The 26,558-nt window shown below is 67.0% G+C and carries 28 protein-coding genes and 1 pseudogene; 17 read left to right on the top strand and 12 right to left on the bottom strand.

The features are described from left to right. Positions 1 to 24 precede the first annotated feature (24 nt). The 5 genes from ABD022_RS01220 to ABD022_RS01200 all read left to right on the top strand — a co-directional run bounded on the left by ABD022_RS01220 (position 25) and on the right by ABD022_RS01200 (position 2,877). The gene (locus ABD022_RS01220) at positions 25 to 717 is read left to right on the top strand and encodes an AzlC family ABC transporter permease (RefSeq protein ID WP_343819654.1); all 693 of its coding nucleotides are present in this window, start codon (positions 25 to 27) and stop codon (positions 715 to 717) included. Further along, complete coding sequence (locus tag ABD022_RS01215; protein WP_325127158.1) at positions 710 to 1,030, top strand: branched-chain amino acid transporter permease; 321 nt, start codon at positions 710 to 712, stop codon at positions 1,028 to 1,030. The genes ABD022_RS01220 and ABD022_RS01215 overlap by 8 nt, the downstream gene beginning before the upstream one ends. 87 nt (positions 1,031 to 1,117) lie before the next feature. Next, positions 1,118 to 1,600, top strand: coding sequence for a YajQ family cyclic di-GMP-binding protein (locus ABD022_RS01210; RefSeq protein WP_325123951.1), 483 nt, complete (start codon positions 1,118 to 1,120; stop codon positions 1,598 to 1,600). 108 nt (positions 1,601 to 1,708) lie between these two features. Then, positions 1,709 to 2,080 (top strand): MbcA/ParS/Xre antitoxin family protein, encoded by a 372-nt coding sequence (locus ABD022_RS01205; RefSeq protein WP_325123950.1) that lies wholly within the window; start codon positions 1,709 to 1,711, stop codon positions 2,078 to 2,080. After that, positions 2,080 to 2,877 (top strand): RES family NAD+ phosphorylase, encoded by a 798-nt coding sequence (locus ABD022_RS01200; RefSeq protein WP_343819652.1) that lies wholly within the window; start codon positions 2,080 to 2,082, stop codon positions 2,875 to 2,877. The genes ABD022_RS01205 and ABD022_RS01200 overlap by 1 nt, the downstream gene beginning before the upstream one ends. 24 nt (positions 2,878 to 2,901) lie before the next feature. Here ABD022_RS01200 and ABD022_RS01195 read toward each other — a convergent pair whose 3' ends face one another. Continuing rightward, on the bottom strand, positions 2,902 to 3,516 hold the full coding sequence (locus ABD022_RS01195; protein WP_343819650.1) for an FMN-dependent NADH-azoreductase: 615 nt from the start codon (positions 3,514 to 3,516) through the stop codon (positions 2,902 to 2,904). 115 nt (positions 3,517 to 3,631) lie between these two features. Here ABD022_RS01195 and ABD022_RS01190 point away from each other — a divergent pair, with 115 nt between their 5' ends. Continuing rightward, on the top strand, positions 3,632 to 4,663 hold the full coding sequence (locus ABD022_RS01190; protein WP_343819649.1) for a LysR family transcriptional regulator: 1,032 nt from the start codon (positions 3,632 to 3,634) through the stop codon (positions 4,661 to 4,663). On the opposite strand, the gene ABD022_RS01185 is transcribed toward ABD022_RS01190, so the two are convergent. The 3 genes from ABD022_RS01185 to ABD022_RS01175 form a co-directional block, all read right to left on the bottom strand. Then, a complete protein-coding gene (locus ABD022_RS01185; RefSeq protein ID WP_343819647.1) occupies positions 4,590 to 7,250 on the bottom strand; it encodes an AAA family ATPase in 2,661 nt (886 codons plus the stop codon). The two genes, ABD022_RS01190 and ABD022_RS01185, sit on opposite strands and share 74 nt — an antisense overlap. Then, complete coding sequence (locus ABD022_RS01180; protein WP_343819645.1) at positions 7,247 to 8,374, bottom strand: metallophosphoesterase family protein; 1,128 nt, start codon at positions 8,372 to 8,374, stop codon at positions 7,247 to 7,249. Before ABD022_RS01180 ends, ABD022_RS01185 begins: the two co-directional genes overlap by 4 nt. Positions 8,375 to 8,465: 91 nt before the next feature. Next, positions 8,466 to 8,891, bottom strand: a complete 426-nt coding sequence (locus ABD022_RS01175; RefSeq protein WP_325123944.1) for a VOC family protein — start codon at positions 8,889 to 8,891, stop codon at positions 8,466 to 8,468. A 221-nt stretch (positions 8,892 to 9,112) separates the two neighbouring features. Between ABD022_RS01175 and ABD022_RS01170 the strand changes: the two genes are divergently transcribed. Then, entirely contained in the window at positions 9,113 to 10,183 is a 1,071-nt protein-coding gene (locus ABD022_RS01170) for a permease (protein WP_343819643.1), read from the top strand. Positions 10,184 to 10,235: 52 nt separating this feature from the next. Here ABD022_RS01170 and ABD022_RS01165 read toward each other — a convergent pair whose 3' ends face one another. Then, the gene (locus ABD022_RS01165) at positions 10,236 to 10,769 is read right to left on the bottom strand and encodes a carboxymuconolactone decarboxylase family protein (protein ID WP_325123942.1); all 534 of its coding nucleotides are present in this window, start codon (positions 10,767 to 10,769) and stop codon (positions 10,236 to 10,238) included. Between the two features lie 109 nt (positions 10,770 to 10,878). On the opposite strand from ABD022_RS01165, the gene ABD022_RS01160 reads away from it, so the two are divergent. Then, entirely contained in the window at positions 10,879 to 11,742 is an 864-nt protein-coding gene (locus tag ABD022_RS01160) for an AraC family transcriptional regulator (RefSeq protein WP_343819641.1), read from the top strand. Between the two features lie 37 nt (positions 11,743 to 11,779). Here ABD022_RS01160 and ABD022_RS01155 read toward each other — a convergent pair whose 3' ends face one another. The 6 genes from ABD022_RS01155 to ABD022_RS01130 form a co-directional block, all read right to left on the bottom strand. Beyond that, entirely contained in the window at positions 11,780 to 12,859 is a 1,080-nt protein-coding gene (locus tag ABD022_RS01155) for a DUF72 domain-containing protein (protein WP_343819639.1), read from the bottom strand. A 125-nt stretch (positions 12,860 to 12,984) separates the two neighbouring features. Next, positions 12,985 to 13,266 (bottom strand): hypothetical protein, encoded by a 282-nt coding sequence (locus ABD022_RS01150; RefSeq protein WP_325123939.1) that lies wholly within the window; start codon positions 13,264 to 13,266, stop codon positions 12,985 to 12,987. A gap of 33 nt (positions 13,267 to 13,299) precedes the next feature. Next, positions 13,300 to 14,223, bottom strand: a complete 924-nt coding sequence (locus ABD022_RS01145) for an NAD(P)/FAD-dependent oxidoreductase (protein WP_343819630.1) — start codon at positions 14,221 to 14,223, stop codon at positions 13,300 to 13,302. Beyond that, positions 14,220 to 14,669 (bottom strand): Rrf2 family transcriptional regulator, encoded by a 450-nt coding sequence (locus ABD022_RS01140; protein ID WP_343819628.1) that lies wholly within the window; start codon positions 14,667 to 14,669, stop codon positions 14,220 to 14,222. Before ABD022_RS01140 ends, ABD022_RS01145 begins: the two co-directional genes overlap by 4 nt. Positions 14,670 to 14,954: 285 nt before the next feature. Then, a complete protein-coding gene (locus ABD022_RS01135; RefSeq protein ID WP_343819627.1) occupies positions 14,955 to 15,146 on the bottom strand; it encodes an Arm DNA-binding domain-containing protein in 192 nt (63 codons plus the stop codon). A gap of 315 nt (positions 15,147 to 15,461) precedes the next feature. Continuing rightward, the gene (locus ABD022_RS01130) at positions 15,462 to 16,358 is read right to left on the bottom strand and encodes a LysR family transcriptional regulator (protein ID WP_065086167.1); all 897 of its coding nucleotides are present in this window, start codon (positions 16,356 to 16,358) and stop codon (positions 15,462 to 15,464) included. 283 nt (positions 16,359 to 16,641) lie between these two features. Between ABD022_RS01130 and ABD022_RS01125 the strand changes: the two genes are divergently transcribed. The 9 genes and pseudogenes from ABD022_RS01125 to ABD022_RS01085 all read left to right on the top strand — a co-directional run. Then, positions 16,642 to 17,250: a TetR/AcrR family transcriptional regulator gene (locus ABD022_RS01125; RefSeq protein ID WP_017244794.1), complete on the top strand. Its 609-nt coding sequence runs from the start codon at positions 16,642 to 16,644 to the stop codon at positions 17,248 to 17,250. 67 nt (positions 17,251 to 17,317) lie between these two features. Further along, entirely contained in the window at positions 17,318 to 17,737 is a 420-nt protein-coding gene (locus tag ABD022_RS01120; protein ID WP_343819626.1) for a hypothetical protein, read from the top strand. Between the two features lie 27 nt (positions 17,738 to 17,764). Then, entirely contained in the window at positions 17,765 to 18,805 is a 1,041-nt protein-coding gene (gene hlyD / locus ABD022_RS01115) for a secretion protein HlyD (protein ID WP_343819625.1), read from the top strand. 1 nt (position 18,806) lies between these two features. Next, a complete protein-coding gene (locus ABD022_RS01110) occupies positions 18,807 to 20,579 on the top strand; it encodes an ATP-binding cassette domain-containing protein (RefSeq protein WP_343819624.1) in 1,773 nt (590 codons plus the stop codon). Next, positions 20,576 to 21,745 (top strand): ABC transporter permease, encoded by a 1,170-nt coding sequence (locus ABD022_RS01105; RefSeq protein WP_161613377.1) that lies wholly within the window; start codon positions 20,576 to 20,578, stop codon positions 21,743 to 21,745. The genes ABD022_RS01110 and ABD022_RS01105 overlap by 4 nt, the downstream gene beginning before the upstream one ends. A gap of 4 nt (positions 21,746 to 21,749) precedes the next feature. After that, the gene (locus tag ABD022_RS01100; RefSeq protein WP_017244799.1) at positions 21,750 to 22,868 is read left to right on the top strand and encodes an ABC transporter permease; all 1,119 of its coding nucleotides are present in this window, start codon (positions 21,750 to 21,752) and stop codon (positions 22,866 to 22,868) included. After that, on the top strand, positions 22,865 to 24,403 hold the full coding sequence (locus ABD022_RS01095) for an efflux transporter outer membrane subunit (protein WP_343819622.1): 1,539 nt from the start codon (positions 22,865 to 22,867) through the stop codon (positions 24,401 to 24,403). Before ABD022_RS01100 ends, ABD022_RS01095 begins: the two co-directional genes overlap by 4 nt. 20 nt (positions 24,404 to 24,423) lie before the next feature. Further along, positions 24,424 to 24,633 (top strand): YgaP family membrane protein, encoded by a 210-nt coding sequence (locus ABD022_RS01090; RefSeq protein ID WP_343819621.1) that lies wholly within the window; start codon positions 24,424 to 24,426, stop codon positions 24,631 to 24,633. Between the two features lie 7 nt (positions 24,634 to 24,640). Further along, a pseudogene (locus tag ABD022_RS01085) lies at positions 24,641 to 24,931 on the top strand (MBL fold metallo-hydrolase); the annotation flags it as partial. A gap of 385 nt (positions 24,932 to 25,316) precedes the next feature. Here the strand turns inward: ABD022_RS01085 and ABD022_RS01080 are convergent. Beyond that, complete coding sequence (locus ABD022_RS01080) at positions 25,317 to 26,558, bottom strand: PD-(D/E)XK nuclease family protein (protein WP_209210493.1); 1,242 nt, start codon at positions 26,556 to 26,558, stop codon at positions 25,317 to 25,319.

The raw sequence follows: 26,558 nt of genomic DNA, 5'->3' as shown, positions 1-26,558 counted from the left end.
CGCTCTTCACATTGCTTGCCGAACATGTCTTCCGCCTCGAATCCGCTTTCGATTCCCAGCCTGACCGCACCGGTCGCCATGGGCTACGTGCCGCTGGGCGCGGTCTTCGGTTTCCTGTTCGTGCAGGCCGGCGGCCCGGGCTGGCTGGCCCTGGCGTCCAGCCTGCTGATCTACGCCGGCGCCGCCCAGTTCATGATGGTGCCGATGCTGGCCGCCGGCCTGCCGCTCAGCGCCATCGTCCTGGCAACCCTGGTGCTGAACCTGCGCCACGTGTTCTACGGCCTGTCGCTGCTGAACACCCTGCCTGCCGGCCGCCTGCAGCGCTGGTACTGCATCTTCGCCCTGACCGACGAAACCTATTCCGTCCTGACGGCGCTGCCCGCGAAGGAACGGGCGCCGCGCATGGCCCTGATCAGCGCCCTGAACCAGGGCTGGTGGGTGATCGGCACCGCGCTGGGCGCCGTGCTGGGCGCCCAGGCCCAGGTCGGCCTGGCCGGGCTGGATTTCGTGCTGGCGTCCCTGTTCGCCGTGCTGGCCGTCGAGCAATGGCGCGCCCGGCGCGACCCCCTGCCGATCTGGATCGCGGCAGCCGCCTATGCCGCCGGCTGCATCCTGATGCCGTCCCAGGCGCTGGCCATCGCCATCGCCCTCAGCCTGGTGGCCGCCGCCCTGCGGCCTGCCCGGACCGCACCGGCCACGGGGGCGGCCCATGACTGACACCGGCTACGTCCTGACCGCCATCGCCCTGATGGCACTGGTAACCATACTCCTGCGCGCCCTGCCCTTCATCGCCGGCCACTGGCTGCGCCGCCATCCCATCGTCCACAAGCTCGGCGATTCGCTGCCGCTGTCGATCATGGTCCTGCTGTTGATCGACACGGCGGCCGGTCAGGCGCGCTCGCACGACGGCCTGCCCTGGCAGGAACTGGCCGCCGTGGCCCTGGTGATCCTGCTGCAATGGCGCACCCGCCAGACCCTGCTGAGCATCGCCGCGGGGACCGCGCTGTACGTCGCGCTACGGGCGCTGTAGGCCGCCCGGCCGCTGCACCACGGCTGCGGCTACGCCGCCGCAGCCCCTACAATCGGATATCGCCCTCTTCTTCCAGGAGCCCGCCCCATGCCCAGCTTTGACGTCGTGTCCGAAGTCGACAAGCACGAACTCACCAACGCCGTCGACCAGGCCAACCGCGAACTCGCCACCCGATTCGATTTCAAGGGCACCGACGCGCGTTTCGAGCTGGAAGGCTATGTCGTCACCCAGTCGGCGCCCAGTGCCTTCCAGCTCAAGCAGATGATGGACATCCTGCGCGGGCGCCTGTCGGCCCGCGGCATCGACGTGCGCTGCATGGATGCGGCCGAGCCGCTGGAAAACCTGGGCGGCGCCCGCCAGAAGATCACCATCCGCCAGGGTATCGAGCAGGCGGTGGCGAAAAAGCTCATCGCCGCCGTGAAGCAGTCCAAGATCAAGGTCGAGACCCAGATCAACGGCGACAAGCTGCGCGTATCGGGCAAGAAACGCGACGATCTTCAGCAGGTCATCGCCCTGCTGCGCAAGACGGACGTGGACCTGCCGCTGCAGTTCCAGAATTTCCGCGACTGAGCGCACGGCCACCGGCCGCCCGCCGGGCGTGGATCCCGGCTCCAGGCTTGTTCATAATGCACAAATAACCCATAATATGTGCATATTGAACACCCGATGGACACTGCCATGACCGCCCTGCCGAATACCGTGCCTTCGCCGGATGCCGTGCTGGCCAAGGCCGTCCTGCGGGCGGCGGACCAGCTCGGTCTGCGCCAGGCCCGGCTGGCCGACGTCCTGGGCATGCACCGCACCGCCGTCAGCCGCATGAAGACCGCGCAATCGCTGGACCCGGCTTCCAAGCAGGGCGAGCTCGCCTTGCTGCTGGTACGTCTGGCCCGTGCCCTCTACGCACTCACGGGCGGCGACGTCGAATGGATCCGGCATTTCATGCACACCCCGAACCGCGTCACGGGCGGCGTGCCGGCCGAGCAGATCGCCACCATCCAGGGGCTGGTGACGGTGCTGCGCTTCGTGGATGCGATGCGGGGCAAGATCTGATGCCGGACCGCAACGGCGCCGGCCCGCGGCGGGCCGCTCCCGAAGACGGCGGGTTGTGGCGCGAATGCGGGGGCGAGCACAGCATCGGCCCGGTCCAGGGCCTGTTGCACCGCCTGGTCGAAAGCCAGGAGCACATCGCCACCCTGGGATACGTCGATACGCTGGAAGAGCAGGCGATTCTCGAATCCCTGCTCGACGCGGCCAAGCCGGCCTGGCCCGACGGCGGCGAACGCCTGCACTACCTGCTGCGCACACCGTTCCGCTACCCGCCGCTGCCCTGGGGGTCGCGCTTCGGGCGGCCCGACGAACCCAGCCTGCTCTACGGCGGCCGCGATCTCGGGGCGACACTGGCCGAATCGGCCTACTACCGCTTCGTCTTCTGGTTTTCCATGGACGCCCCCGCAGCGGGCGGCGCCATCCAGAGCCAGCACACGCTGTTCTCCGTCGGCTACCGCACGGAACGTGGCCTGCGGCTGCAGGATCCGCCTTTCGACGGCCACCGGGCCGCGCTGACGGACCCCGTGCATTACCGGGCGACCCAGGCGCTCGGCACCGCCATGCGGGAAGCCGGCATCGAGGCGTTCGAATACCGCTCGGCGCGCGACCCGGCCCAGGGCCTGTGCGTGGGCCTGTTCACCCCGCAGGCGCTGGCGGGGAAATCCCCCCGCGACATGCGCCCCTGGCTGTGCCAGCTGGATGCCCGCGAAGTCGCGTTCAAGCCGGTCGGCGGGCGCGACGTCCACGTCTATCCGCTCACCGCATTCCTGGTGAACGGCAGGCTGCCCATGCCGGCCTGATGCGGGCCGGCACGCGGCAATGGATCACGCCGCCAGGGCCAGGATGTCTTCCTGCGCCTTGGCCAGGCCGCGCGCACGGCTTTCGGGGCCCATGTCCATGCCCTCGGCGCGCACGACGCGGATATCGGTCACGCCCATGAAGCCGAAAATCGTCTTCAGGTAGCTTTCCTGGTGTTCCATGGCATTGCCGGCCTCGCTGGTGGAATACACGCCGCCGCGGCTGAGCGCCAGGATCACGGTCTTGCCGCCGAGCAGGCCCACCGGGCCGTTCTCGGTGTACGTGAAGGTGCGGCCGGCCTGGGCCACGCGATCCAGCCAGGCCTTCAGCTGGGCCGGGATGGTGAAGTTGTACAGCGGCGAGCCGATCACCACGACATCGGCGGCGATCAGCTGGCTGACCAGCGCTTCGGAAATCTCATTCTCGCGCCGCTGGACGTCGGTCAGTTCCTCGCCCGACGGCGGCAGGCGGAAGCCCAGCGCGTCCAGCGACAGGGGCGCGGGCGCCTCTTGGGCCAGGTCCAGGTATTCCACTTCCAGGCCGGGATTCGCGGCCTTTTGCTGCTCGACGATCTTGCGCGTCAGGCTGCGCGTGACGGAGTTCTGGCCGGAGATGCTGGAATCGATGTGCAGCAGTTTCATGAGAAGCCTCTTTCGAATGACGAAGTTGCGAAAGTCGTCATTTTCCATTAGGCATCAAGAATTGATAAGATTCGATCAGAGCCATAGATTGTTCTATTAATAATGTGAATTGACGATGCACGATCTCAACGACATGCGCTATTTCGCAGAAGTCGTCGACCACGGCAGCTTCGCAGGCGCGGCCCGGGCGCTCGACCTGCCCACCTCCCGGCTGTCGCGCCGTATCGCGCGGCTCGAGGCCGAACTGGGCGTCCGGCTCCTGAACCGCACCACACGCAAGCTGTCCCTGACGGCGGCCGGCGAGCAGTACCACCATCATTGCATCGCCGTGCGCGACCAGGCCGAGCAGGCCCAGGCCGAACTCGCCCGGATCCTGGCCGAACCGCGCGGCCCCCTGCGGGTCTCCTGCCCCGTGACCCTGGCCCAGAGCACCATCGGCCCCCTGATTCCCGACTACCTGGCGCGCCACCCCAAGGTGCGGCTGGAAATGCAGGTCAGCAATCGCGTGGTCGACCTGGCCGAGGAAGGCGTGGACCTGGCCCTGCGGGTGCGCCAGAACTTGGACGACAGCGGCAGCGCGATCATCAAGCAGCTCGGCCTGAGCCACGGCCTGCTGGTGGCCAGCCCGGAACTGCTGCGGCGCCACGGCCGCCCCGCCCAACCCGCCGAGCTGGAACGCTTCGACGCGGTCGGCATGTCGGCGACCGGGGGCAAGGTGCGCCTGCGCCTGCTCGGCGCCCAGGGCGCGCGGCACGAGGCGGCCTGCCGCCCCGCCTGCATCGTGGATGACCTGATGACGCTGCGCTTCGCCATCCTGGGCGGTGTCGGCATCGGCATGCTGCCCGACTACATGTGCCACGAAGACATCGCACAGGGGCGGCTCGAACGCATCCTGCCCGAATGGTCCCTGGCTTCGGGCATCGTGCACGCCGCCTATCTGTCGCGGCGCGGCATGTCGCCGGCGCTGCGCTCCTTTCTGGACTACCTGGGGGAAAAGCTGGGGCAGAACCCGAACGGCGACATGGCCGAAGTGTCTCCGCTGCGCAGCGCGGCCCCGAAGGACGCGGCGCCGGCTACGCGGTCCGCAAGGAATCCATCTCCAGCACCCGCGCGCCCAGGTCGCGCCAGCGGTCGGGGTGGCAAGTGAACAGCAGCACCTGGTGGCGCTGCGCGGCATCGAACAAAACGCGCTTCATGCCATCCAGGCGCGCGTGGTCGCTGTGCACCAGCGCATCGTCCAGGATGATCAGGGTGGGCCGCCCCGCCTCCTGCAGCAGGTCGGCGTAGGCCAGGCGGCTGATCAGCCCCATCTGCTCGCGGGCGCCGAAGCTCAGCCCATCCACCGCCTCGTGCAGCGTTCCACCCGCCCCCGCACGGACCAGGCGTTCGGGCAGCAGGTCGTCGTCCACATCCAGCCGCGCCTGCGGAAACAGCAGCTGCAGGTAGTGGTTCAGGTGGCGTTGCAGGGGCGCCTGGATGCGTAACGTAAGCGCCTGGCGGCCGGCCCGCAGCAGATCCAGCAGCAGATCCAGGGCTTCGGCCCGGCGCTTCAGTTCGTCAAGGCGGCGGCCGATGAATTCGGCCTCCCGGGCCTGGTCGGCGCGCTGTTCCTCCAGCCCATGGGCGCCCAGAGCCTCGAGCCCGCTCTGCACCCGGATGGCTTCCTCGCGGCGCGCCTCGGCGGCCTGCGCCAGCGTATCGGCCGCGCGCGCCAGGCGCTGCGCATCCTGTTCCAGGACAGCGGGACGCGCTGCTTCGATCCGCCGATCCAGTTCGTCCAGCGATTGCCGCAGCGCCGTTTCCTGGGCCTTCAATTCGGCCAACCGGACCGCCAGGTCCTGTTCCTGCTGCTGGCGGTCAGGCGCCTGGATCGCATCCTGGAGCCTTTGCCATTCGGCCTGTGCCGTCCGGCCGGCCTGCTCGGCCAGCCCCAGCGCCTGCTCGTGGCGCATGGCCTGCAGCTCGGCAGCCTGCAGCCGTTCCCGGGCGGATTCCAGGCCGCGTTCCGCGCCGGCTTCGTCGATCGCTTCATCAGGCGCTGCGCCAGCGGCTCCGGCTTCTTCCGGCGGCAGGCTGGCCAGCGCCTCGGACACGGCCCGGCGCCGTTGCGCAGCCTGGTCCAGGCGGCCGGACAGGGCCTCCATCCCCTGGGGCGCCAGGCCGGCCAGCCGCGATTCATCCAGGCGAATCTCCTCGCCAAGTTCCCGGGCCTGCCTGGCCCGTTCCTCGGCCTGCCCCAGATCCCGCACGCCCAGGCCCGCCAGCAGCGCATCGAACCGGTCCCGCACCTGCTGGCGGCGGCGGGCCAGGTCGGCCACGTCCTCGCCGCCGGGCCGGATGCGCAGCCGTCCGACGCCCGGGATGTCCAGCTCGACGGGTTCGAGCAGCAGCCGCTCGCCCTGGCCGGACAGGATCTCGTCCCCCGCGCGGATCTGCTGCCGCGGCAGTATCTCGTAGGCCAGCCGGGTGGCGGCCGACTGGCGCACGGCATCGAGCTCGGCCAGCGTCCGGTCCAGCGACCGCAATTGCTTCAGCGCCGCCTCGTCCACCTGGACGCCCCGCAGCCGCTCACGCAGGGACTGCAGCCGCGCCTGCACTTCCCGCGCCCGGGCCAGGTCGCCTTCCAGGCGCTCGTGCTCGGCGGCCAGCCGCTCCTGTTCGGCGGCCAGCGCGGCGCGCCTGGCCTGCCTGCGCGCCTGTGCGACGCGAGCCTCGGCTCGCCGGTAGTCTTCCCGCGCGAGCCGGACCCGATCCTCGATCCGCGGCGAATCCGCCCGCAGTTCGGCCGTCCGCTGGCGGGTCAGGTCGCGGTCCCCGGCACGCTGCTCCAGTTCCTGGCGCTGACGCGCGAAGGCGGCCTGGCGATCCCGGCCATGCTCCTGGCTGGCGATGCAGTGCGCCAGGGCCTGCGCCTCGCGTTCCCGGGCCTGGCGCCAGCCCTGGACTTCGGCCAGCCGCTCCCGGGCCTCGACGGCCTGGCGGCGGTAGGCCTCCCAGGGGCGGCCGGCGTCCTCGGCCTGCAGGCGGCGCAGTTCGGCCAGCCGGTCCACCTGCTGGCGATAGGCCGCGATGTCCCGGTCGAAAGTCTCCAGGCGCGCCACGGCGTCTTCATGCTGCCGGAGGACTTCGGCGTATTCCCCGGTGGGGCGTCCCGTGGACGTCAGCAGCTTCGCACGCTCGGCCTCGACCCGGGCGATCAGGGCATCCCCCGCGCTGCTGGCGATGTCGCCCAGGCCTTCGCCCAGGGCGGATTTCAGGTAATGGCCCGCATGGGCCACCGGCGCGCGCAATTCCTGGCCCTCGCCCTGTTCGATCCACAGCAGGCCGGGCACACCCCAGTGCTGGGCCTTGCTGGCGCCCTTGCCGGGAAATTGATAGCCCAGCAGTTCCGCCAGTTTTTCCTCGGCGGCCTCGCCGCTGAAATGCCGGCCGCCGATTTCCAGGTCGCAGCGCTTCTGCCTGAGAAAGCGCTTGCTGAGTTTCCAGCGCTCTCCCTGCCATTCGAATTCCAGTTCCACGCCGGGCGCGGCAGAGGTATCGCCCCAGGGCTGCAGGTCTCCCACGCCGCTGGATTTGAAGCGCTCGAAGAACGCTGCCCGGATCGCCCGCACCAGCGTGCTCTTGCCTGATTCGTTGGGCCCGGCGAACAAGTTCAGCCCGGGTTCCAGGCCGTTGACTTCCACCGGCTCGCGGAACTGGCGCACTTGTTCGACCCGCAGGCGCAGCAGCTTCATGCGCGCTCTCCCGCCCGGTCGCCCAGCAGCCGGGCCAGAATCGCCAGCGCCTCGCGCGCCGTGTCGGACGGCTCGCCGGCGGCCGCGTCCTGCCGCTGCCGCAACTGCGCGATCACGTCGCCCACGTAGCCGTCGGCCTGCAAGGCGGCCATGTCCTCGTCGGTGGGCTCCAGCCGCAGGCCCGCCCTATGGACCTGCAGGCTGCGGCAGCGCCCCTGGACCACGGACAGGGCCTGTTCCAGGCGCTGCTCGCCCGCCAGGTCGATGGCCCCGGCCAGCGTCAGGTCCAGCACGGTATCGGGTGGCAGGCCATCCAGGCGCTCGACGAGCACGTCCAGGTCGGAAGCGACCGACAAGGTCGCATCCCAGGCCAACCAGTGGTACCGGCCGATCTCCAGGGGCTCCACCACCGGCGCCTGCCCGGGGCCCGGCACATGCACCCGCACGACCCGGCCCGGGTCATTGTCGCGGAAACGCTCGGGCTCCGGCGTGCCGCTGTATACGGTCCGTTCGTCGACCTGCTTGAAGCCATGCCAGTCGCCCAGCGCCAGATAATCCAGCCGCGCGCGCCGCGCCCGGTCCGGGGCAATCGGATTGGGTGAATCGATGTCCTCGGCCAGGATGCCCTGAACACTGCCGTGCGCCAACCCGATGCGCGCCAGCCCTTCGGGCGTTTCCGCCGCGTCGAACCACGCCGTGAGATCGCCGTGCGTCTGCCGCTGGGTCAGGGGCGCCGCCAGCACGGCGAACCCCAGATCGGGAAACGCGCGCACGCCCGGCTCCAGCAGCAGGTGCGCATGGTCGGGCACTGCGCCCAGCCGCTGCGCGCGGGTCCAGACGCTTTCGGCCAGGGCGGCATCATGGTTGCCGGGGATCAGGATCCAGGGGCCCCGGTAGCCCCCCAGCGCATTGAACAGGCGGCGGATGGTGCGGTCCGACACCGCCTGGGCATCGAACACATCGCCCGCCACCAGGACGGCATCGACCTGCTCGCGCGCGGCCAGCGCGGCGATGCGCTCGACCGCGCCGAAGCGGGCCTCGGCCAGGACCGCGGCGTCTTCGGGGACGAAACGGCCGTACTGGCGGCCGATCTGCCAATCGGCGGTGTGCAGGAATCTGGGCATGGCCGGGATATTGACACCGGACCCGGCCCCGAGTCAAAGCCCGCAGGCGCCGCGCGCGACCCGAATGCCCGGGTCACGCACGAGCCGGGCCTTACTTGGCGAACAGTTGGCCCAGATCCTTGAACGCCTTGAATTCCAGGGCATTGCCGCAGGGATCGAGCAGGAACATGGTCGCCTGCTCGCCCACCTGGCCCTTGAAGCGCACATAGGGCTCGATGACGAACTTCGTACCGAAGGACTTCAGGCGTTCCGCCAGGGCTTCCCATTGATCCCATTCCAGGACGATGCCGAAATGCGGCACCGGCACGTCGTGTCCGTCCACCGGATTGGTGTGGGCGTTTTCCTGGGATGCCGTCCGGGGATGCTCGTGGATCACGAGCTGGTGGCCGTAGAAGTTGAAATCCACCCACTGCGCGCTGGACCGGCCTTCTTCCAGGCCGAAGACCTCGCCGTAGAAGCGGCGGGCGGCAGGCAGGTCGTACACAGGGATGGCCAGATGGAAGGGGGACAGGCTCATGGAATGCTCCGGGAAACGAAAGGGCTGGGCTTGGATAATTGCAGTTTGAAGATTGTAGAAGCGGATCCGGGAATACACCATCCGGACCGGGCCGTGCCGCGCATCGGGCCGTGCACCAGGGGCTGCCACGGGTTTATGATTTCGGCTTCACGCCATTCGACCATCCCCATGATTCGCCTGTCCGCATCGCCCGCCCGCCGTCTTTCTTCACGGAGGCCGCGTTGAGCCCTTCCCGCCCCGCCCGCCACCCCGCCTGGGGTATCGCCCTGGTGGCGCTGATCGCCCTGGCCGGCCTGTTCTACGTCAAATGGGCCCCCTACTACGACCGCGCCTTCGTGGCCGCCCAGACGCATTCCATCGGCGCCTCGATCCTGACGGGCGGGCAGGACGCCCCGCCCGCGCCCTCGCTGCATGCCGCGCTCGACTACGCGAAAGTCTACGGGCTGGCCATCTGGAAGGCCCTGCTGCTGGGGCTGCTGCTGGGTTCCGCCATCCAGGTGTTGCTGCCGCCGCGCTGGATCGAACGCTGGCTGGGCCGACGGGATGCCGGCGGCGTGGTGACCGGGGGGCTGCTGTCCATTCCCAGCATGATGTGCACCTGCTGCGCCGCCCCCGTGATCAACGGGCTGCGCCACTGCCGCGCCGCCCCGGGCGGCACCGCCGCCTACTGGCTGGGCAACACGATGCTCAATCCGGCCACCCTGGTCTTCATGGGTTTCGTCCTGGGCTGGCACTGGGCCGGACTGCGTCTTGCGCTGGGCCTGGTCATGGTGCTGGGCGTTGGCTGGGCACTGAACCGCATGCACAAGACGGACTGCACGCCCACCGGCGACACCGGCGCAACCGAAGCCGACACCGATCCCGCGTTCTTCCTGCCGGGCCAGGTCCTGCGGCGCTGGGCGCGGGCCTTCGCCGGCATGGCGCTGCGGCTGCTGCCGGAATACCTGGTGCTCGTGCTGCTGCTGGGCGCGGCCCGCGCCTGGCTGTTTCCCGTGCTGGACTTCAGCATCGACAACAGCCTGGTGTGGATCGTGGGCGCCGCCCTCGTGGGCACTCTGTTCGTCATTCCGACCGCCGGCGAAGTGCCCATCGTCCAGGCCCTGCTGGCGCTGGGCGTGGGGGTGGGGCCGGCGGCTGCGCTGCTCGTGACCCTGCCGCCGGTCAGCCTGCCGTCGCTGGCCATGGTGAGCCGGTCGTTCCGACGCTCGGAACTGGCCGTCCTGGCCCTGGGCGTGATCGTGCTGGGCGTGGTCGCCGGCGGCCTGGCGATCGGCCTCGGATTCGGGGGGTAGGGCCGCCCCCGGGCGGTCCCGTGCCGCGAATCCCGCGGCACGCCCCCACGGCTCAGCGCAGGGCAACCCTGGGGAAATCGACCGGCACGTCCAGCGCCACATTGATGTAGTTGGTGAAGAGATTCAGGGCCACATGGGCCATGATCTCCACGATCTGCCCATCACTGAAGCCGGCCTCGCGCAGACTGGCGACATCCGCATCGCCAATCTGCGCACGCTGTTCGACCACCTTCAGCGCGAAAGCCAGCGCCGCGGCGGTCCGCGGGTCGGCGGACTGCCCGGCCTGAGCCGCGGCCATCTCCGCAGCGGACGCACCGGCATTCTGGCCCAGCACGGTATGCGCGGCCAGGCAGTATTCGCAGCGGTTGCGGTTGGCGATCGCCACGGCGATCTGCTCTCCCAGCCGGGCTCCCAGCGTGCCCTTGCCCAGGGCGCCGAACGCGGCCCACATGCTCTGCAGGGCGGCGGGCGAATTGGCCACCGCCTTGAACATATTGGGCGTGGCGCCGAACGCCTGCTGGATCTGGGCCAGCAAAGCCTGGCTGGCGGCGGGAACGGATTGAGTCTCGATATTGACGCGAGGCATGGCGATCTCCTTGAAAACATCTGCCTGAAACGATTGGGTATGGGCAGTATGGAGGGTTTGCCTGTACTATTGGGATCAATCAGTACACAAAAAACACCATTTCGTTCAAATGCAGACCAATCCTCCCATCGATCGCCTCTCGGGCCTGCTGGAACGCTTCCGCGTCCAGGCCCAGCTGCACCATTCGGGCGCGCTGTGCGGACTCACCGTCTTCGATGCGCGCGAAGGCCACGGCTACCTGCACGTCCTGCGCCGCGGCTGCCTGCAGGTCAGCCACCCCGACGCGCGAGACGTGCCCCGGTCATTGCACTTCGACGAACCGACCCTGCTGTTCTACACGCGCCCGCTGACCCACCGGTTCCACAACCCGCCCGCCGAGGGCCCGAACTTCACCTGCGCGCGGCTGATCTTCGACGGCGGCATGCGCCACCCCCTGGTGCGCGCCCTGCCTGCGCTGATCACGGTGCCGCTGGCCCGCGTGCCGGGCCTGCACGCGGCGCTGGACCTGCTGTTCGCCGAGACCGATCGCGTGCGCTGCGGGCAGCGCCTGCTGGCCGACCGCCTGTTCGAAGTGGTGGTGCTGCAGCTGCTGCGCTGGCTGCTGGATCATCCTCAGGAAGCCGGCGTACACCCCGGCCTGATCACCGGGCTGTCGGATCCGCGCCTGGCTCGCGCCCTGGTCGCCATGCACGACGCCCCCGGCGAATCGTGGACACTGGAGCGCATGGCCGATTGCGCCGGCATGTCCCGCACGGCGTTCGCCAACACGTTCAAGGAAGTCATCGGCCAGACGCCGGCCGACTACCTGGCCGACTGGCGCATCGCGCTTGCGCAGGGCCGGCTGCGCGGAGGTCATCCCATCAAGCGGCTGGCCGAAGAGCTTGGCTATGCCAACCCATCCGCGCTGTCGCGGGCATTCGCCGCAAAGGTCGGGATGTCGCCGCGCGACTGGCTGGCGCAGACACCTGCCTGAGCCTTTCCCGCGCACGCACTTCCCGCCGGGCCGGCCGCTATGCGCGGCTTTCGTCCTGCGGCCCGGCATCGACCGCCAGCGCGAGCTTCTGGATGGACAGCGGCGCGCAGCCCTCGGCGTCGTTGCTGACGATCACGTAGGCCGGCTGGCCCGCGCCCGCGATGCCGCGAATGGTGCGTGCCAACACGGCGCGCGTGTGCAGGTCTTCACTCACGATCGCATCGAACGGCCCGTGCTTCTTCTGCGCATCGGCATAGCCATGCGGCCCGAAGATGCGATTCAGGGTCCAGCGGCAGACCAGCGGCCCCGGCCACAGCGCGCGCAGCATGGGCAGTTGCTCTTCGATCGGCGGCATCCTGCCGTGCAGGCCCAGGCAGAACGTGGCGCCATGCGCCCCGAGCGTGTCCACCAGCGCCTGGCCCAGGCATTCGGGGTCCCGGACTTCCACGGCAACGATCACGGGGGCATGCGCCGGCAGGGCCTGCCGGACGGCCGCCAGCATCCGGCCCAGCCCGTCCAGCAGCGCCGTTGGGCGGCCTAGCCAGCCCAACAGCAGGGGACTCAGCTGGAAGACCAGCACGCCAAGCCTGGCGCCCAGGCCCGCGAGCGCGGGCTGGACGAAGCGCTCGACGGCCAGGAGGGGATCGAGGAAGTCCGGGTTCGGCCTGAGCGCCTTGCCCTCGTCGCCGCGGACCTGCGCATCGGTGACGCTGGCCGGGCATTTCACGACGAAGCGGAAATCGTCGTCGACCTGGGCCGCATGAGCGGCATACTGGCCCGCCGTCAGCGGGCGCCAGAAGGACCGGTCCACGCACACCGTGCGCAGCAGCGGATGCCGGTGGTAGGCCTCCAGGCCATGACGGGACAGAACCCCCGGGGCATACTCCCCGTCCCAGACCAGCTTGTCCCAGCCCGGGTAGGACCAGGTGGAGACCCCGAAACGCAACGGCGCGGGCAGCCGCTGCGCCAGCACGCGCCAATCCTCGCCTGCCGGCGCGGGACGCACCCTGGCCGCACCACGGCGGGTGGCGGGCGCCGCATCCGCACGGGATACCGCTACGGCCGCCGGCGGGTCCGTGGGCAGGGAAAGGGGTTCTTCGAAAAGATTGCCTTGCATGCGCGTCGTCCCGGCATCGGGGCGGGGACGGGCTGAAGTGGAGCGGGTGACGGGAACATCACGCCGAACCCGAATTGTTGATTGATAAAGGGTTCATTCCGTTGGCGCTACGGAATCAGGCCAGATTATGTACCAGCCCCGCCCTCTTGGGCAAAGGCCGGCTCGAAATCCTGCAGGTCAGTGCCGCGCAGGCCCAATCCCCGGGCCAATGCACGCCAGCCCGCCACGGCCTGGGCCACTTCGCCCCAGATCGCCTCGGCCTGCGCCGTGTCCAGCCTGAAATACGGCGCGGCACCCATCAGCATGTCCCGGCTGTCGATGACGCCTGTGTCCTCGGTCAGCCAGGTCTTGCTCTCGCGCCGGTCGCCCGGGAAGGCCCGGTACGATCCTCGCGGGTCTTTCCGCATAACCCGATACAGCCGTCGGGTCGGAGAACGACGTCATCGAGCGCGGCCTTCCGCTTGCGCTGGCTCGATGGTCTCGGGCCAAAGCAGTGATCGGTGAATCTGGGCGCCGGTCATGGCACCGTTGCCCACGGCCAGCGACACCGAATGCGGTGCCCGTGCGGCGTCGCCGCAGACAAAGACCCCAGGCACCGAGGTCTTGCTCTCGGCATCCGTGCGGATCTGGATGCCCATGGGCGTTTCTTCCAGTGCACAGCCGATTGTCCCGGCCAAAGTGCTGGAGGGAGCGGTTCGCGTTGCAACAAACAGGCCCGCAAAGCTCAATCGCCGTCCATCAATCATCGTCACGTCGGCATGCCCCTCGATCCTGTCGATGCGAGCCTCTTCGATGACCACGCCTCGGCGTTCCAAATTGGATCTGGTCTCCTGACTGAGTTCCAGTGCACCGTTGACGAGCAAGGTGACACTCCCCCAATCAGTGAGCAGTTCAGCCTGATGGATGGACATCGGACTGACACCGACGATGCCAATGCGGCCTTGTCCAAGTTCATAGCCATGGCAGTACGGGCAGTGAAAAACCGTCTTCCCCCAGCGCTGCGCGAGCCCGTCGATGGCTGGAAGCTGGTCGGTCACCCCCGTAGCCAACAGAATGCGTCGCCCCAGGTGCGAATCGCCATCAGCCGTCGTGACGGTGAATTCATCCGTCTGCCCGGCGACAGTTTCCACCCGATCTTCAAGCCAGGTCAGCGTTGGATAGGCTTGAAGCTGGCGGCGTGCGTTTGCAGCGATTTCACCTGGCGGCATGCCATCCTGACCGAGAAATCCGTGTGAATGGCTGGCGAAGCGGTTGCGCCGCTGGCCCGCATCAATCACCAGCACGGACCTGCGTGCGCGCACCAGTTGCAGGGTCGCGGCCATTCCTGAGTAGCTTCCGCCGACGACGATCACGTCGTGATTCATGATTGATTCCTTGAGTGTCGTGAAACCGCATGCCGACGTGCGAAGTCAGTGGCCAGGTCGGCAAGTGTGATTTCCGAGAACCGCTTGAGCAGCAACGCCTCGGCTTCGGCGAACGTGCCTTGGAGTGCCGCATTGACCGTCTGCTCGACCAGACACTCCGGTGTCTCGTTACGGTTGCCGATGGCAAACGTTGCCGGCTCGCCCAGGGCTTCATGCAGCTGACGCAGGGTGACGCTGCCAAGGTCGACGTGGATACGCCATCCTCCTGAGTGGCCTCGATCGGAGGTGACGATCCCCGCTTGCCGCAGGTATCCCATCGTGCGTCGAACGACGACCGGGTTGGTCCCCAGGCACTGCGCCAAGGTTTCTGAGGTAACGGGTCCATCCTGCTCGGCCATGTGCAGCAGCGCATGCAGGACAGACGACAGGCGGCTGTCTCTTTTCATGAAACAAATGATGTTACGAAAAGGACCGCGTGTCAAATGCGAGGCGGCAATGAACACCTGGCAAGTCACGGCCTTGACCTACAAGAACGTTGTGGACGCCTCACCGCCATGACGGCATGGCTATTCGGTATCGTTCCCTTCCTCGGACAGTTGCGCCTCGGTCGCGGCCATCAGTGCCGCGGCCGAGCACCCCAGCCCCTGCGCGATCCGTGCCTCGCGCACGGCAACGCTAAAAGCGCGCGTTCGCTGTGGGGATTGACGCCCTTGGCGAGCAGCGAGCGGGCTTCATCGCGAAGCGCAAGGGGCGTCCTTCAGGGAAAGCGCCGGATAGTTGCTGAGGGTGATGCGCTCACGCTTGTCAAACCACGAATAGCGGAAGAGCCAAGCCTTGGTGCCGATGGCGGAAACGCAGAGATAGAGGCCGTCGGAGTCGGCCAGTGCGTATGGCTTGCCGGTGGATTTGGCCTGCCGGGCCATGACTTGCAACACTCCATGGATTTCCCTGGAAATCCCCGGATTGTTGAAGTGGAGCGGGTGAAGGGAACAGCACCCGGTCGCTAACTCGTTTATTACGAACGTCTTTTCCGATCCAAGCGTCACGGAATGGACTCGATTGTGGACTCAAGTCTTCGGCCTGGTCAACGCAGGCCGTTGCGGGTGATCCAAAGCGAGCCAAGCACATCCACTAACAGCCAGAGCATCGGATTTCATACCGAAGTCTATCTGTCCACTGGCACATCACGCCACAGGCCGCAACGGACAGGTGAGCTGCGTCCTCAAAGGATTGACTCATCATCGACAGGCGCGGTCCCGCCCGCCTTTCGCCCGCTCGATGAACCGCTTCATGGGCTCCGAGGGTTCGCCCTGGCGGCGCAGCAGGTAGGTATAGAGCACCGGTGGGGTGCCGGCCAGGGGACGAATGGAGATGTCCGGGCGCTGTAGCGTCTGCACCTGCGAGGCGATGGCGAAGCCGATGCCGTAGCCGGCACCGACCAAGGTCAGCATCACACCCAGGCTGGTCACTTCATCGACCAGCTTGAGGGGCGTGCCTGCGTCCTGCAGCAACGCTTGAATCTGATGGCGGCAGCCCGATCCCGATTCGGGATGGCACAGAACCAGCGGGAACTTCAGGGCTTCGGCCAGCGGCACCTGCACGTGCGCCAGCAAGGGGTGGCGTGCGGGCACGATCACCGACAGCTGATCGGTCCACACCGGCTCGGCGACGAGGCCATCATGTACCGCGTTTGACAAGGCAAAGCCGATGTCCAGCAGATCGTCGTGCAGCATCTTGAGCTGCTGCGCGAACGGCAACTCGAAGACGCGAATCTCCAGCTCGGGCTCATCCTCGCGGCTGCGTGCCAGCAAGGTGGCGATGCGGGGCTGCGCCAGGCTGTCGCAGATCGCGATGCGTAGATTGCCTTGGTAGCCCTGTGCCGCCGCCTTGGCGCTCTTGACTGCCTGCTCCACGGTGGCCTGCACGCGCCGGCATTCGCCGAGGAACACCTGGCCGGCCCAGGTCAGCCGCGTCAGGCGTGTGCTGCGGTCGAACAACTGCACGCCAAGCTGGCTTTCCAGGTCGCGCATCGCACGCGACACAGGCGATTGCTCAATGCCCAGACGCTCGGCTGCCCGGGCCAGATGCAGTTCTTCCGCAACTGCGACGAAGTAGCGCAGCAATCTGAAATCCAAGGCCACCTCCTGTTCGTCTTCTTCTGGTTCGGCCTCTCGGGCGCCAGCATCTCCATCCACATCCCGTCCACTTACGCCCCGCCAGGCTTGCGATGTGCCGGCGCCCTTCCGCCAATGAGGTGCGGAGGGCGACGTATGCGCCCGCCAGAAATCGACCGTTGGCAGCCGTCTGAGATAGCAGTTCTGCTGTTCATCGAGACCTCTTTTTCGCGCTTCTCCTCTTGCGGTCTGGCTGCGCAGTGGTAAGATAGTAATAGATTACTCACTTTCGAAGGCGCAAGCAATGAGTGGACACTCCAAGCATCTACCGGCCGATGAGCGGCGCGCGGCCACAGTCGAGGCGGTGGTCGACTTGGCCGCCGAGCAGAACCCCAGCGACATCACGACCACAGCCATCGCACAGCGTATGGGGCTTACCCAGGGGGCGCTGTTTCGTCACTTCCCGACCAAGGACGCCATCCTGCAGGCGGTGATGTCCTGGGTCACGGAACGCCTGCTGGCTCGGGTGGACAAGGCAGCAGAAGGCACTACGTCTCCGGTCGCAGCCCTTGAGGCGGTCTTCATGACGCATATCGACTTCGTGTCCGAGCACCCGGGTGTGCCGAGGATGCTCTTCGGCGAATTGCAGCGACCTGGAGAGACCCTGCCCAAGCGAATGGTGCAGACCTTGATTCATCACTACGGCGAGCGGTTGCATCGCCTGCTCGAAGCCGGCAAGGCGCAGGGCGAACTGGATGCGGGACTGGATGTGGATGCCGCCGCCGTGTTGTTCATCGGCACGATCCAGGGACTTGTCATGCAGTCGCTGTTGGCGGGCACGGTCAGTCGCATCGGCCGTGAGGCACCAGCCGTGTTTGCCATCTATCGCCGTGGCATCGAAAGCAACACATGAAACACCTGTCTTCTCCGCAAGCGCGACTGCGACCTCCAAACCCTTCCACAAATCAAGAGCAACAAACATGACGGCACACAGCGGACGCTCGATCTGGATGCGCGTGGTCTCCTTGATTGCGATCGGTTTTGGCCTGATGACCATCTGGGAAGGCGGCGCAGTCCTGTTTGTCGACGGCGCGGCGCGCCAAGCCGCCGGCGACTATGTGCCTTTCGTGCTCTGGTTCAATTTTCTGGCCGGGTTCGCCTACATCGTCGCCGGCGTCGGCTTGTGGATGCGCCGGCGCTGGGCCGCGTGGTTGGCGATTGTCATCACGGTAGCGACCGCACTCGTGTTCCTGGCTTTCGGAGTGCATGTGGCTCTGGGTGGCGCCTGGGAGCAGCGCACGGTGGTCGCCATGACGCTGCGCACGTTGGTGTGGGCTGGCATAGCGGCCATAGCCTGGCGCCGGTCAGCGGCGAATGCGCCGGTCGCACGCGAGCACTGAGCACCTTTATCCAGCGGAAACCCATCGATGAAAACTCCAAACCTCCTTTCCAGAAAAACCCGTTGGGTCGTGATCGCCGTCGTCGTGCTCGCTCTTGGCGGCGCACTGGCGTTCTGGCTGTCGCGCGACCATGGACAACAAGATGCATTGCGCCTCTACGGCAACGTCGACATCCGCGAGGTGCAACTGGCCTTCCGTCAGCCCGGGCGCGTGATGCAAATGGCTTTCGATGAGGGCGATGCCGTCAGCGCGGGCGCGCGCCTGGCGGCGCTTGACGCGCAACCCTATCGGGAAGCACTTGCGGCAGCACAGGCCCAGGTGCAGGTGGCGCAGGCGGAACTGGCCAAGCTGCGCCGCGGCCTGCGACCGCAGGAAATCACCCAGGCGCGCGAAGCCCTCAGGCAGGCCCAGGCGCTCGCCACCGAGACCGAGCGCAATTTCCAGCGCCAGAGTGGCCTGCTGGCATCGGGCGCCAGCAGCCAGCGCACGGTCGATGCAGCCCGCACGGCGCGCGACCAGGCAGCCGCTGGCGTCGAAGCGGCCAAGGCGGCCCTGTCGCAAGCATCCGAAGGTTTTCGCAAGGAAGACATCGCCGCGGCAGAAGCTCGCCTTGCGGCCGCACAGGCTGCCGCAGCGCAAGCCACGACAGCCTTGGCGGACACCGAGTTGATGGCGCCCAGTAGCGGCACCGTCATCGCACGAGTGCGGGAGCCCGGCAGCATGGTCGCAAGCCAGAGCGCGGTCTACAGCCTGAGCCTGGACAAGCCGGTTTACGTGCGCGCCTACGTGGGCGAGTCGGACTTGGGGCGCATCGCGCCCGGTACTGTGGTGCGCGTCAAAAGCGATTCATCAGAGAAGGTCTATCGCGGCCAGATCGGCTTCATCTCGCCGCGCGCCGAGTTCACCCCCAAGACGGTGGAGACGACGGATTTGCGCACGGATCTGGTCTACCGCCTGCGCATCGTCATCGACGAAGCCGACAGCGACAGTGCCTTGCGCCAGGGCATGCCGGTGACGATCGAGGTCGATGCGAAAGCCGGCACCAGTATCCCGGCGGGGGAGCGTTGAAATGCAGGCAAGCCCTGCCATCGCCGCCGTGTCTGCGGGTGCGGGCGAAGACGCTGCCGTCGTCATCGAGGGCGTGGACAAGCATTTCGGCGACGTAAAGGCGCTGCGGGGCTTGAGCGCGCGCATCCACTATGGGCGGCTGACGGGTCTGGTCGGCCCCGACGGCGCTGGCAAGACGACGCTGATGCGGATTCTGACCGGCCTCCTGGTGCCGAACGCCGGCCACGTCACCTTGGCAGGCTATGACGTGGTCAAGGACAACGACGCCATTCACGTCGCCAGCGGCTACATGCCGCAACGCTTTGGACTGTACGAAGACCTGTCGGTGATGGAGAACATGCGCCTGTATGCGCAGTTGCGCGGCATGGATGCGGACCGCAACGCCGATCTGTTTGCCGAGTTGCTGGACTTCACGCGGCTCGGACCCTTCACCAAACGCCTGGCCGGCAAGCTCTCCGGCGGCATGAAGCAGAAGCTGGGCCTTGCCTGTGCGCTCATGGCGCGGCCGAAGGTGCTGCTGCTGGACGAGCCGGGCGTGGGTGTCGACCCGGTCAGCCGCCAGGACTTGTGGCGCATGGTGCAGGCGCTGACCGATGAAGGCATGGCCGTGGTCTGGTCCACCGCCTATCTCGACGAAGCCGAGCGCTGCGAGAGCGTGCTGCTGCTGAACCAAGGGCAGCTCCTGTTCGATGGCCCGCCGCAGGAGCTGACCGCGCAGCTCGAAGGCCGCAGTTTCCGTCTGGAAGACGTCGGTGCCGAGCGACGAGCGGTCCTGACCCAGGCACTCGACCTGCCCACCGTGAGCGATGGCGTGATCCAGGGCGCCGGCGTGCGCGTGGTGTTGCGCGAGGGCGCTCAAGCGGAGCAGCTCCAGGCCCTGTCCGATCAGGCGCGAGTGGAGCTGGCGCAGGTGCCCGCGCGCTTCGAAGACGCCTTCATCGATCTGCTCGGTGGTGGCCCCGGCGGCACTTCGATGCTGGCCGAGCGTCTGCCGCCGGTTGAGCTGGGTTCCGACATTGCCGTGTCGTGTCGAAACCTCACCAAGCGCTTCGGCGAGTTCACCGCCACCGACAACGTCAGCTTCGAGGTGCAAAAGGGCGAAATCTTCGGCCTGCTGGGCCCCAACGGCGCCGGCAAGTCCACCACCTTCAAGATGTTGTGCGGCCTGTTGAAACCCACTGCTGGCGAAGCGCATGTGGTGGGCCATGATCTGCGCCGCGCCACCGGCGCAGCCAAGAGCCGGCTCGGCTACATGGCGCAGAAGTTTTCGCTCTACGGCCTCCTCTCGGTGCAGCAGAACCTGGAATTCTCGGCCGGCGTCTACGGATTGGAAGGCAACACCCGGCGCGAGCGCATCGCCGAGATGATCGAAACCTTCGATCTGGGCGACTGGCTGTCCGCCACGCCCGATTCCCTGCCGCTGGGACATAAGCAGCGCCTAGCCTTGGCCTGTTCGCTGATGCACCGGCCGCCCGTGCTGTTCCTGGATGAGCCCACTTCGGGCGTGGACCCGATCACCCGGCGCGAATTCTGGACCCACATCAACGGACTGGCCCGCAAGGGCGTGACCATCATGGTCACCACCCACTTCATGGACGAGGCCGAATACTGCGACCGCGTGGCCATGCTCTCGCGTGCGCAACTGATCGCGCTGGATACGCCCGACGCGCTCAAACGTTCGGCGGTCAGCCCCGAACGGCCCGACCCGACGATGGAGGACGCCTTCATCCACCTGGTGGAGTCGTCAGACCGCGAGCTGGAGGCCGCCACATGAACGGCGCCACAATGCACAAAGACGGAAGTGACTCCCTGCAGACCGACTTGCGCCGTTTTGATCTACGGCGCTTGATCGCCCTGGTGACCAAGGAAAGCTACCAGGCGCTGCGCGACCCCTCGACGCTGCTGATCGCGTTCGTGCTGCCGGTGGTGTTGCTGCTGCTGTTCGCCTATGCGGTGTCGCTGGATGCGAAGGATGTCCGTGTCGGCGTGGTCCTGGAGTCGCCCAGCGCATCGGCACAGTCGCTGGCCGCAGCGTTTTCGGGCACTCGCTTCCTGAATACGCACTTCGCCCATGACCGGCGCGAAGTGGCCGACCAACTGGTCTCAGGCGACCTGCGCGGCTACGTGGTGATCCCGCAGGATTTCGAGCAGCGTCTGGCCCTCCGTGGCAGCGAGCCGCTGGTGCAGATCGTCACCGATGGCTCCTACCCCAATACCGCCAACTACGTCGAGAACTACGCCCGTGGCGTGGTCCAGTCCTGGCGTGACGGACTGGACGTCGGAGCACCAGCGCAGTCCATCATGCTGGAGCCGCGCTACTGGTTCAACCCCGAACTGGAAAGCCGACGCGCACTGATTCCCGGCGCCATCGCCATCGTCATGACCATCATCGGCACCATGCTGACTGCACTGGTGGTGGCGCGTGAATGGGAGCGCGGCACCATGGAGGCAGTGCTGTCCACGCCGGCCTCGGTGGCCGAAATCCTGATCGGCAAGCTGCTGCCGTACTTCGCGCTCGGCATGCTGTCCACGCTGGGCGCATCGGCGCTGGCGGTGTTCGTGTTCGGCGTCCCGATGCGCGGCTCCTTGCTGTCCCTGTTGCTCTTGTCGGCGGTGTTCATGGTGCCGGCGCTGGGTCAGGGTCTGCTGATTTCCTCCTTGGCACGCAACCAGTTCCTGGCCGCGCAGATCGCGCTGTTCACGGGTTTTCTGCCGGCTTTCATGCTGTCGGGCTTTCTGTATGAGATCGACGCGATGCCCGCGCCAATCCGGGCCATCACCCGGCTGGTTCCGGCGCGTTACTTCGTCGATTCACTGAAGACGGTGTTCCTGGCCGGCGACATCTGGGCCGTGTTCCTGCCCAACCTGGCGGCCATGGCGGCGATCGGGGCGCTTTTCTTCGTGATCGCCAAGCGCGCCACGCGCAAGAACCTGGAGTGAAGCGATGTTGACTTCCGCATTCTCGTTCACCCGCCTGCGCGCCCAGTTCATCAAGGAAGTGCTCAGCGTCCTGCGCGACCCGCGCAGCCGTATGGTGGTGTTCGTGCCGCCGATCCTGCAGTTGCTGGTGTTCGCCTTTGCCGCGACGCTGGAAGTGCGCAACGTCGACATCGCCGTCTACGACCAGGACGCGGGCCGCTGGTCGCACGAGCTGGTACAGCGCCTGGACAGCGCCCGCTTCATCACCCACGTCCGGCATGTCGACAGCCAGCAGCAGCTGCACGAGCTGATCGACCGTGGCGAGGTGATCGCCGCGCTCGCCATTCCGGTGGATTTCTCGCGCTCCATCGCTGCCGGCGAAAGTGGCCGCGCCCAGGTACTGGTCGATGGTCGGCGCAGCAACTCGGGGCAGATCACCGTGGCCTATCTGTCCACCATCGCCGCCGATGTCGGCGCCGAGGTCGTGCCCGACGCCCAGGCACCGACGCCCGTGGTCGTGCGCCACTGGTTCAACCCGAATCTGGTCTACCGCTGGTTCATCGTGCCCGGCCTGACGGGCATCCTGGCGCTGTTCAGCGCGCTGCTCATCACCTCGCTGTCGATCGCGCGCGAACGTGAACTCGGCACCTTCGACCAGTTGCTGGTATCGCCCACCTCGACGCCCGAGATCATCATTTCCAAGTCACTGCCGGCACTCGCAATTGGCACCGCGCTGGGCCTGTTCATGATCAGCGCGGGCGTATTCCTGTTCGGCATCCCGTTTACGGGCTCGTTTGCGCTCCTGCTCGCCAGTCTGGTGCTGTTCATCCTGTCGGTGGTCGGCATCGGTCTGATGATTTCCGCGGTCAGCATGACGCAGCAGCAGGCCATCCTGGGGGCGTTCGCCATCGGCGTGCCGGCGGTTCTGATGTCAGGCTTTGCGACGCCTGTGGAAAACATGCCCGTCGTCCTGCAATGGCTGGCCCAGGCCATTCCGCTGACCCACTTCCTCATCATCGTCGAAGGCAGCTTTCTCAAGGCCATGCCGCCCGGCGACATTCTCGCCAGCCTGTGGCCGCTGGCGGTCATCGCCCTGGCCACGCTGACGATGGCCACCGTATTCGTCCGAGGACGCCTGCAATGAAATCCAAGCCCCGCACTTCCTTTCTTCGCGCAACCGTCAGCGGCCTGACCCCTGGGCGCGCGCGTCCGCTCGCGCTGGCCTTGTCCTGCGTGCTGCTGACCGCCTGCGCAAGCGTGGGCCCCGACTACCGCGAGCCGCCGCCGGTCGACGTCGGCAGCGGCTGGAGCTTGCCGTTGGCAAGCGAATCCCAGTCCGCAGACTTGAGCCAATGGTGGTCTGCACTGGACGATCCCATCCTCGATCGCCTGATGGCCACGGCGCTGGCACAGAACCTGGATCTGCGCCAGGCTGCGGCACGCATCGATGAGGCACGCGCCCTGCGCGATCGTGTGGCCGGCGAGGCATTGCCCACCGCCGCCGCTGGCGCGAGCGTCAACCGGCGCCGTCAAAGCGAGAACGGACCCCTGCCCGTAGGCTCCATCCCCGGTCTTGACGCCACGCAGACCATCTACGACGCGGGCTTCGACGCGGCCTGGGAGGCCGACTTGTTCGGGGCCAGGCGGCGCGCCCTGGAGGGCGCCAGCGCTCGCCTGCAGGCGACCGAAGCCGAGGCACAGGGAGTACGCATGCGCATCGTGGCCGAGGTCGCGCGCACCTGGTTCACCGCCGTCGGCGCCCGCTACGAGTTGCACGCACAACAGGCCACACTGGATACGCTGCAGCACACCTTGGAATTGGTGCGCCTGCGGCATGCGCTGGGCGACGCGTCGGCCGCCGACGTGGAGGCGGCGTACGCCCAATGGACAGCAGTCAACGCGCTCATCCCGGATATCCAGGTGCGTCAGCGCGCCGCGATACTCAGCCTGGGCGTGCTGCTGGGCGTGCCGCCGGAGCGGGAGCTGGCACTGCTGGATGGCCCCTTGACGCGGAGCACGCTGCGGGCGCTGCCGGTGGGCGAGCGCGCAGAGATGCTGCGCCGGCGCCCGGACGTGCTGGCTGCGGAACGTCGCCTGGCAGCGAGTTCCGCCGACATCGGCGTGGCCACGGCCGAACTGTTCCCCAAACTCTCCATCGGTATCGGCGGCGGGTTCCAAGCGCTCAGCACGGGCGATTGGTTCGATGCATCCAGCTCGCGTTTTTCCATCCTGCCGCTGATTTCCTGGCGCCTGTTCGACGGTGGCCGTGTGCGAGCCGAAATTCGGGCACGCGAAGCGGCCGAGCGGCAGGCCGCGCTGGCCTATGAGCAGGCGGTGCTGACGGCGCTGGGCGACGCCGAGCGCGCGCTGGGCGACTACCACGGCGGGCTGGACACACTGGAGCGCCGCGGTATGGCACTGGATGCCGCGCGCACCAGCTACGGCCACGCCAAGGCGCGCTATGCGGCAGGCGACATTGCGCTGGTCGAACTGCTGGCTGCCCAGCGCAGCCTGCACGAGGCCGAAACCGCAGCCGCACGCGCGCATACCAACGCCGCCGTGCAACTGGTGGCGCTGTACAAGGCCCTTGGTGGCGGCTGGGACGTATCCACGACGGCATCGACCGCAACCCATCCGCTGCGGGGCGCTGCCGCCCCCGTCGCGTTTTCAAGCCGTTGACTCAACACAAGGAGACCGTCATGCAAATCAACGTTGGAAGTCTCGACCGCATTGTCCGCATCGTCGTCGGACTGGTTCTGCTCAGCCTCCCGCTGTGGCTGGATTCATCCTGGCGTTGGCTGGGACTCATCGGAATCATGCCCCTCATCACCGGCCTGGCTGGCCGCTGTCCGGGCTACCGTCTGCTTGGCCTGAGCACTTGCCCGATACCAAAGAAAAAACCGGAGTGAGCATCCCATGAAACTGCATTTTCTGGGCGCTGCGCGCGAAGTCACCGGGTCGTGCTTCTTGGTGGAAGCGCTCAACGTACGCTTCCTGGTGGATTGCGGCATGGTTCAGGGCGGCCGCACGGCGGCGGCGCGCAACCATGAGCCATTCCCGTTCGACCCGGCGTCGATTGATTTCGTGCTCCTGACCCATGCCCATATCGACCATAGTGGGCTATTGCCCAAACTCACGCGCGCCGGGTTCAAGGGGGCCACGCAAGCCCTTGGCGTTATGCCAAGCATCCAGAAGAACATCCCGGAAGGCCTTGGGCTGATTGACCGGGGTAAAGGTCATCCACCGAATGGGCAACCCGGCAACGGTCAATCCATAGAGTATGAGGGGGCTGATCCCGTACCGCTCTGCGTCCTTGACCTTGATCGGGTCCCGCACGGACACAATGCCGTGCTTCGGATGGTGAAAAAGAAACTTGGCAATCGCAACGTAAAAGTGATGCTCTCTTGGTGATGGCTGTGTCTGTTGATTCATGGCTCCTCCTGGGGAAATGCGAGCTTTCCCCGAGAACTATCGGAGGCTCCCCGCTCTACCAACAACCGGGCCAACAGCAGGGCGTGAAATTGTTCGGATCGATGATCTGGATTTCCTGAGCCAACCGTTATCCTCCCCGTTCAGTCAACACCCCAGAAGTTCATTTTCGATCGCCAAGCGGTTCGTAGTACGCCTCGCTGAGCACACCAAGCGTGACGATGGCGGGGGCAGCATCGTCTTCTGAGTCATGGGCAAGCGCGCCGTCGAGTACGCGCACCCGGGCGCCCTTCTTGAACTCGCCGGGCTGTTGGACCCTCAGCAACGCTGGCATCTTCGCCGGGAGATCACGCGCACGTACGACTACAGCGTCCCAACTCGTCGGGCCGTGACGCCCGGTGATCTTCAACTCGATATCGCCGTAGCGTCCGTCATCCGAGACCACCTGCGTGGCGCTGGCCCAATATGTGTCGCAGAGTTGGCGTACACCGCAGTAGCGACACGACTCGGTGTTCGGGCGTGCCGAGGGCGGGCGTGCGGCCAACGCGGCCTCCGCTGCCTGTCGGCGCGCGCGGAGTTCACGACTGATTTCATCAATCTCCGATGTGATCGGCGGCGCGACGTCGACATCCTGGTTCTCGTACGCGAGCACGAGCCGATCCACTACGCGCCCCGACGGGTTCAGTTCGTCGTCGAGCCGCCACATCACGGCGTACGTCCGGACCTGAAACTTGTGCGCCTCGTCAGTCGCGCCGGTCTTGAAGTCGGTGATCTGGCACGCGTCGTCGCCGAGAACAAGAAGATCGATCTTCCCCTTCCACCCGATGCTCTTCGCATGGACCTCCACCTCGGGGTAGATCCCGTTCACGAGCGGGAGCCGTGGCGGTGGTCCGCCCGACTTTGGCGCTGACGCGGCAGGTGCTGGAGGAGCACTATTCGGCAACCGAAGTCGGCTCAGTATCGACTGTACGCGCACTCGAAGCGTCGGCACTTGGCCGCGCAGGGCCCGCTGTGCATGCTCCATCAACGCGCTTGCTCGCGGGTTGTCGATGTAACGCTTGAGGATGCGCGCGACGCACTCCTCCACGACGCGCGTGTATCCGCCGAGTTCCCGCAGCACCTGCGGCGCGCTCGGGTCGCTCAGCGAAGGCACGCCCGCTCGCATAAGCTGCTTCATGATGATCTCGAGCGCCAAGTGGACGACGCTACCAGCCAGCGCAGCGACTTGGAGCTTCGGCGGGTAGCCTCGCCCGCCCCAAAGCTCCGGATACTCAGCAGAGCTGAGCGCCCAGCGCCGTGGGCACTCTTCGATCTCCGCGTACGTCGACACGCTCATCACGGCCGGTGGTGCGGGCCACGTTGCCGGTGTGACGACGCGCCAATGCGTCTTCTCGTTCGTGCTCAC

The sequence above is a fragment of the Castellaniella daejeonensis genome (assembly GCF_039523555.1).
GTDB lineage: Bacteria > Pseudomonadota > Gammaproteobacteria > Burkholderiales > Burkholderiaceae_B > Castellaniella > Castellaniella daejeonensis.
This window is presented reverse-complemented; position numbering and strand designations above follow the sequence as displayed.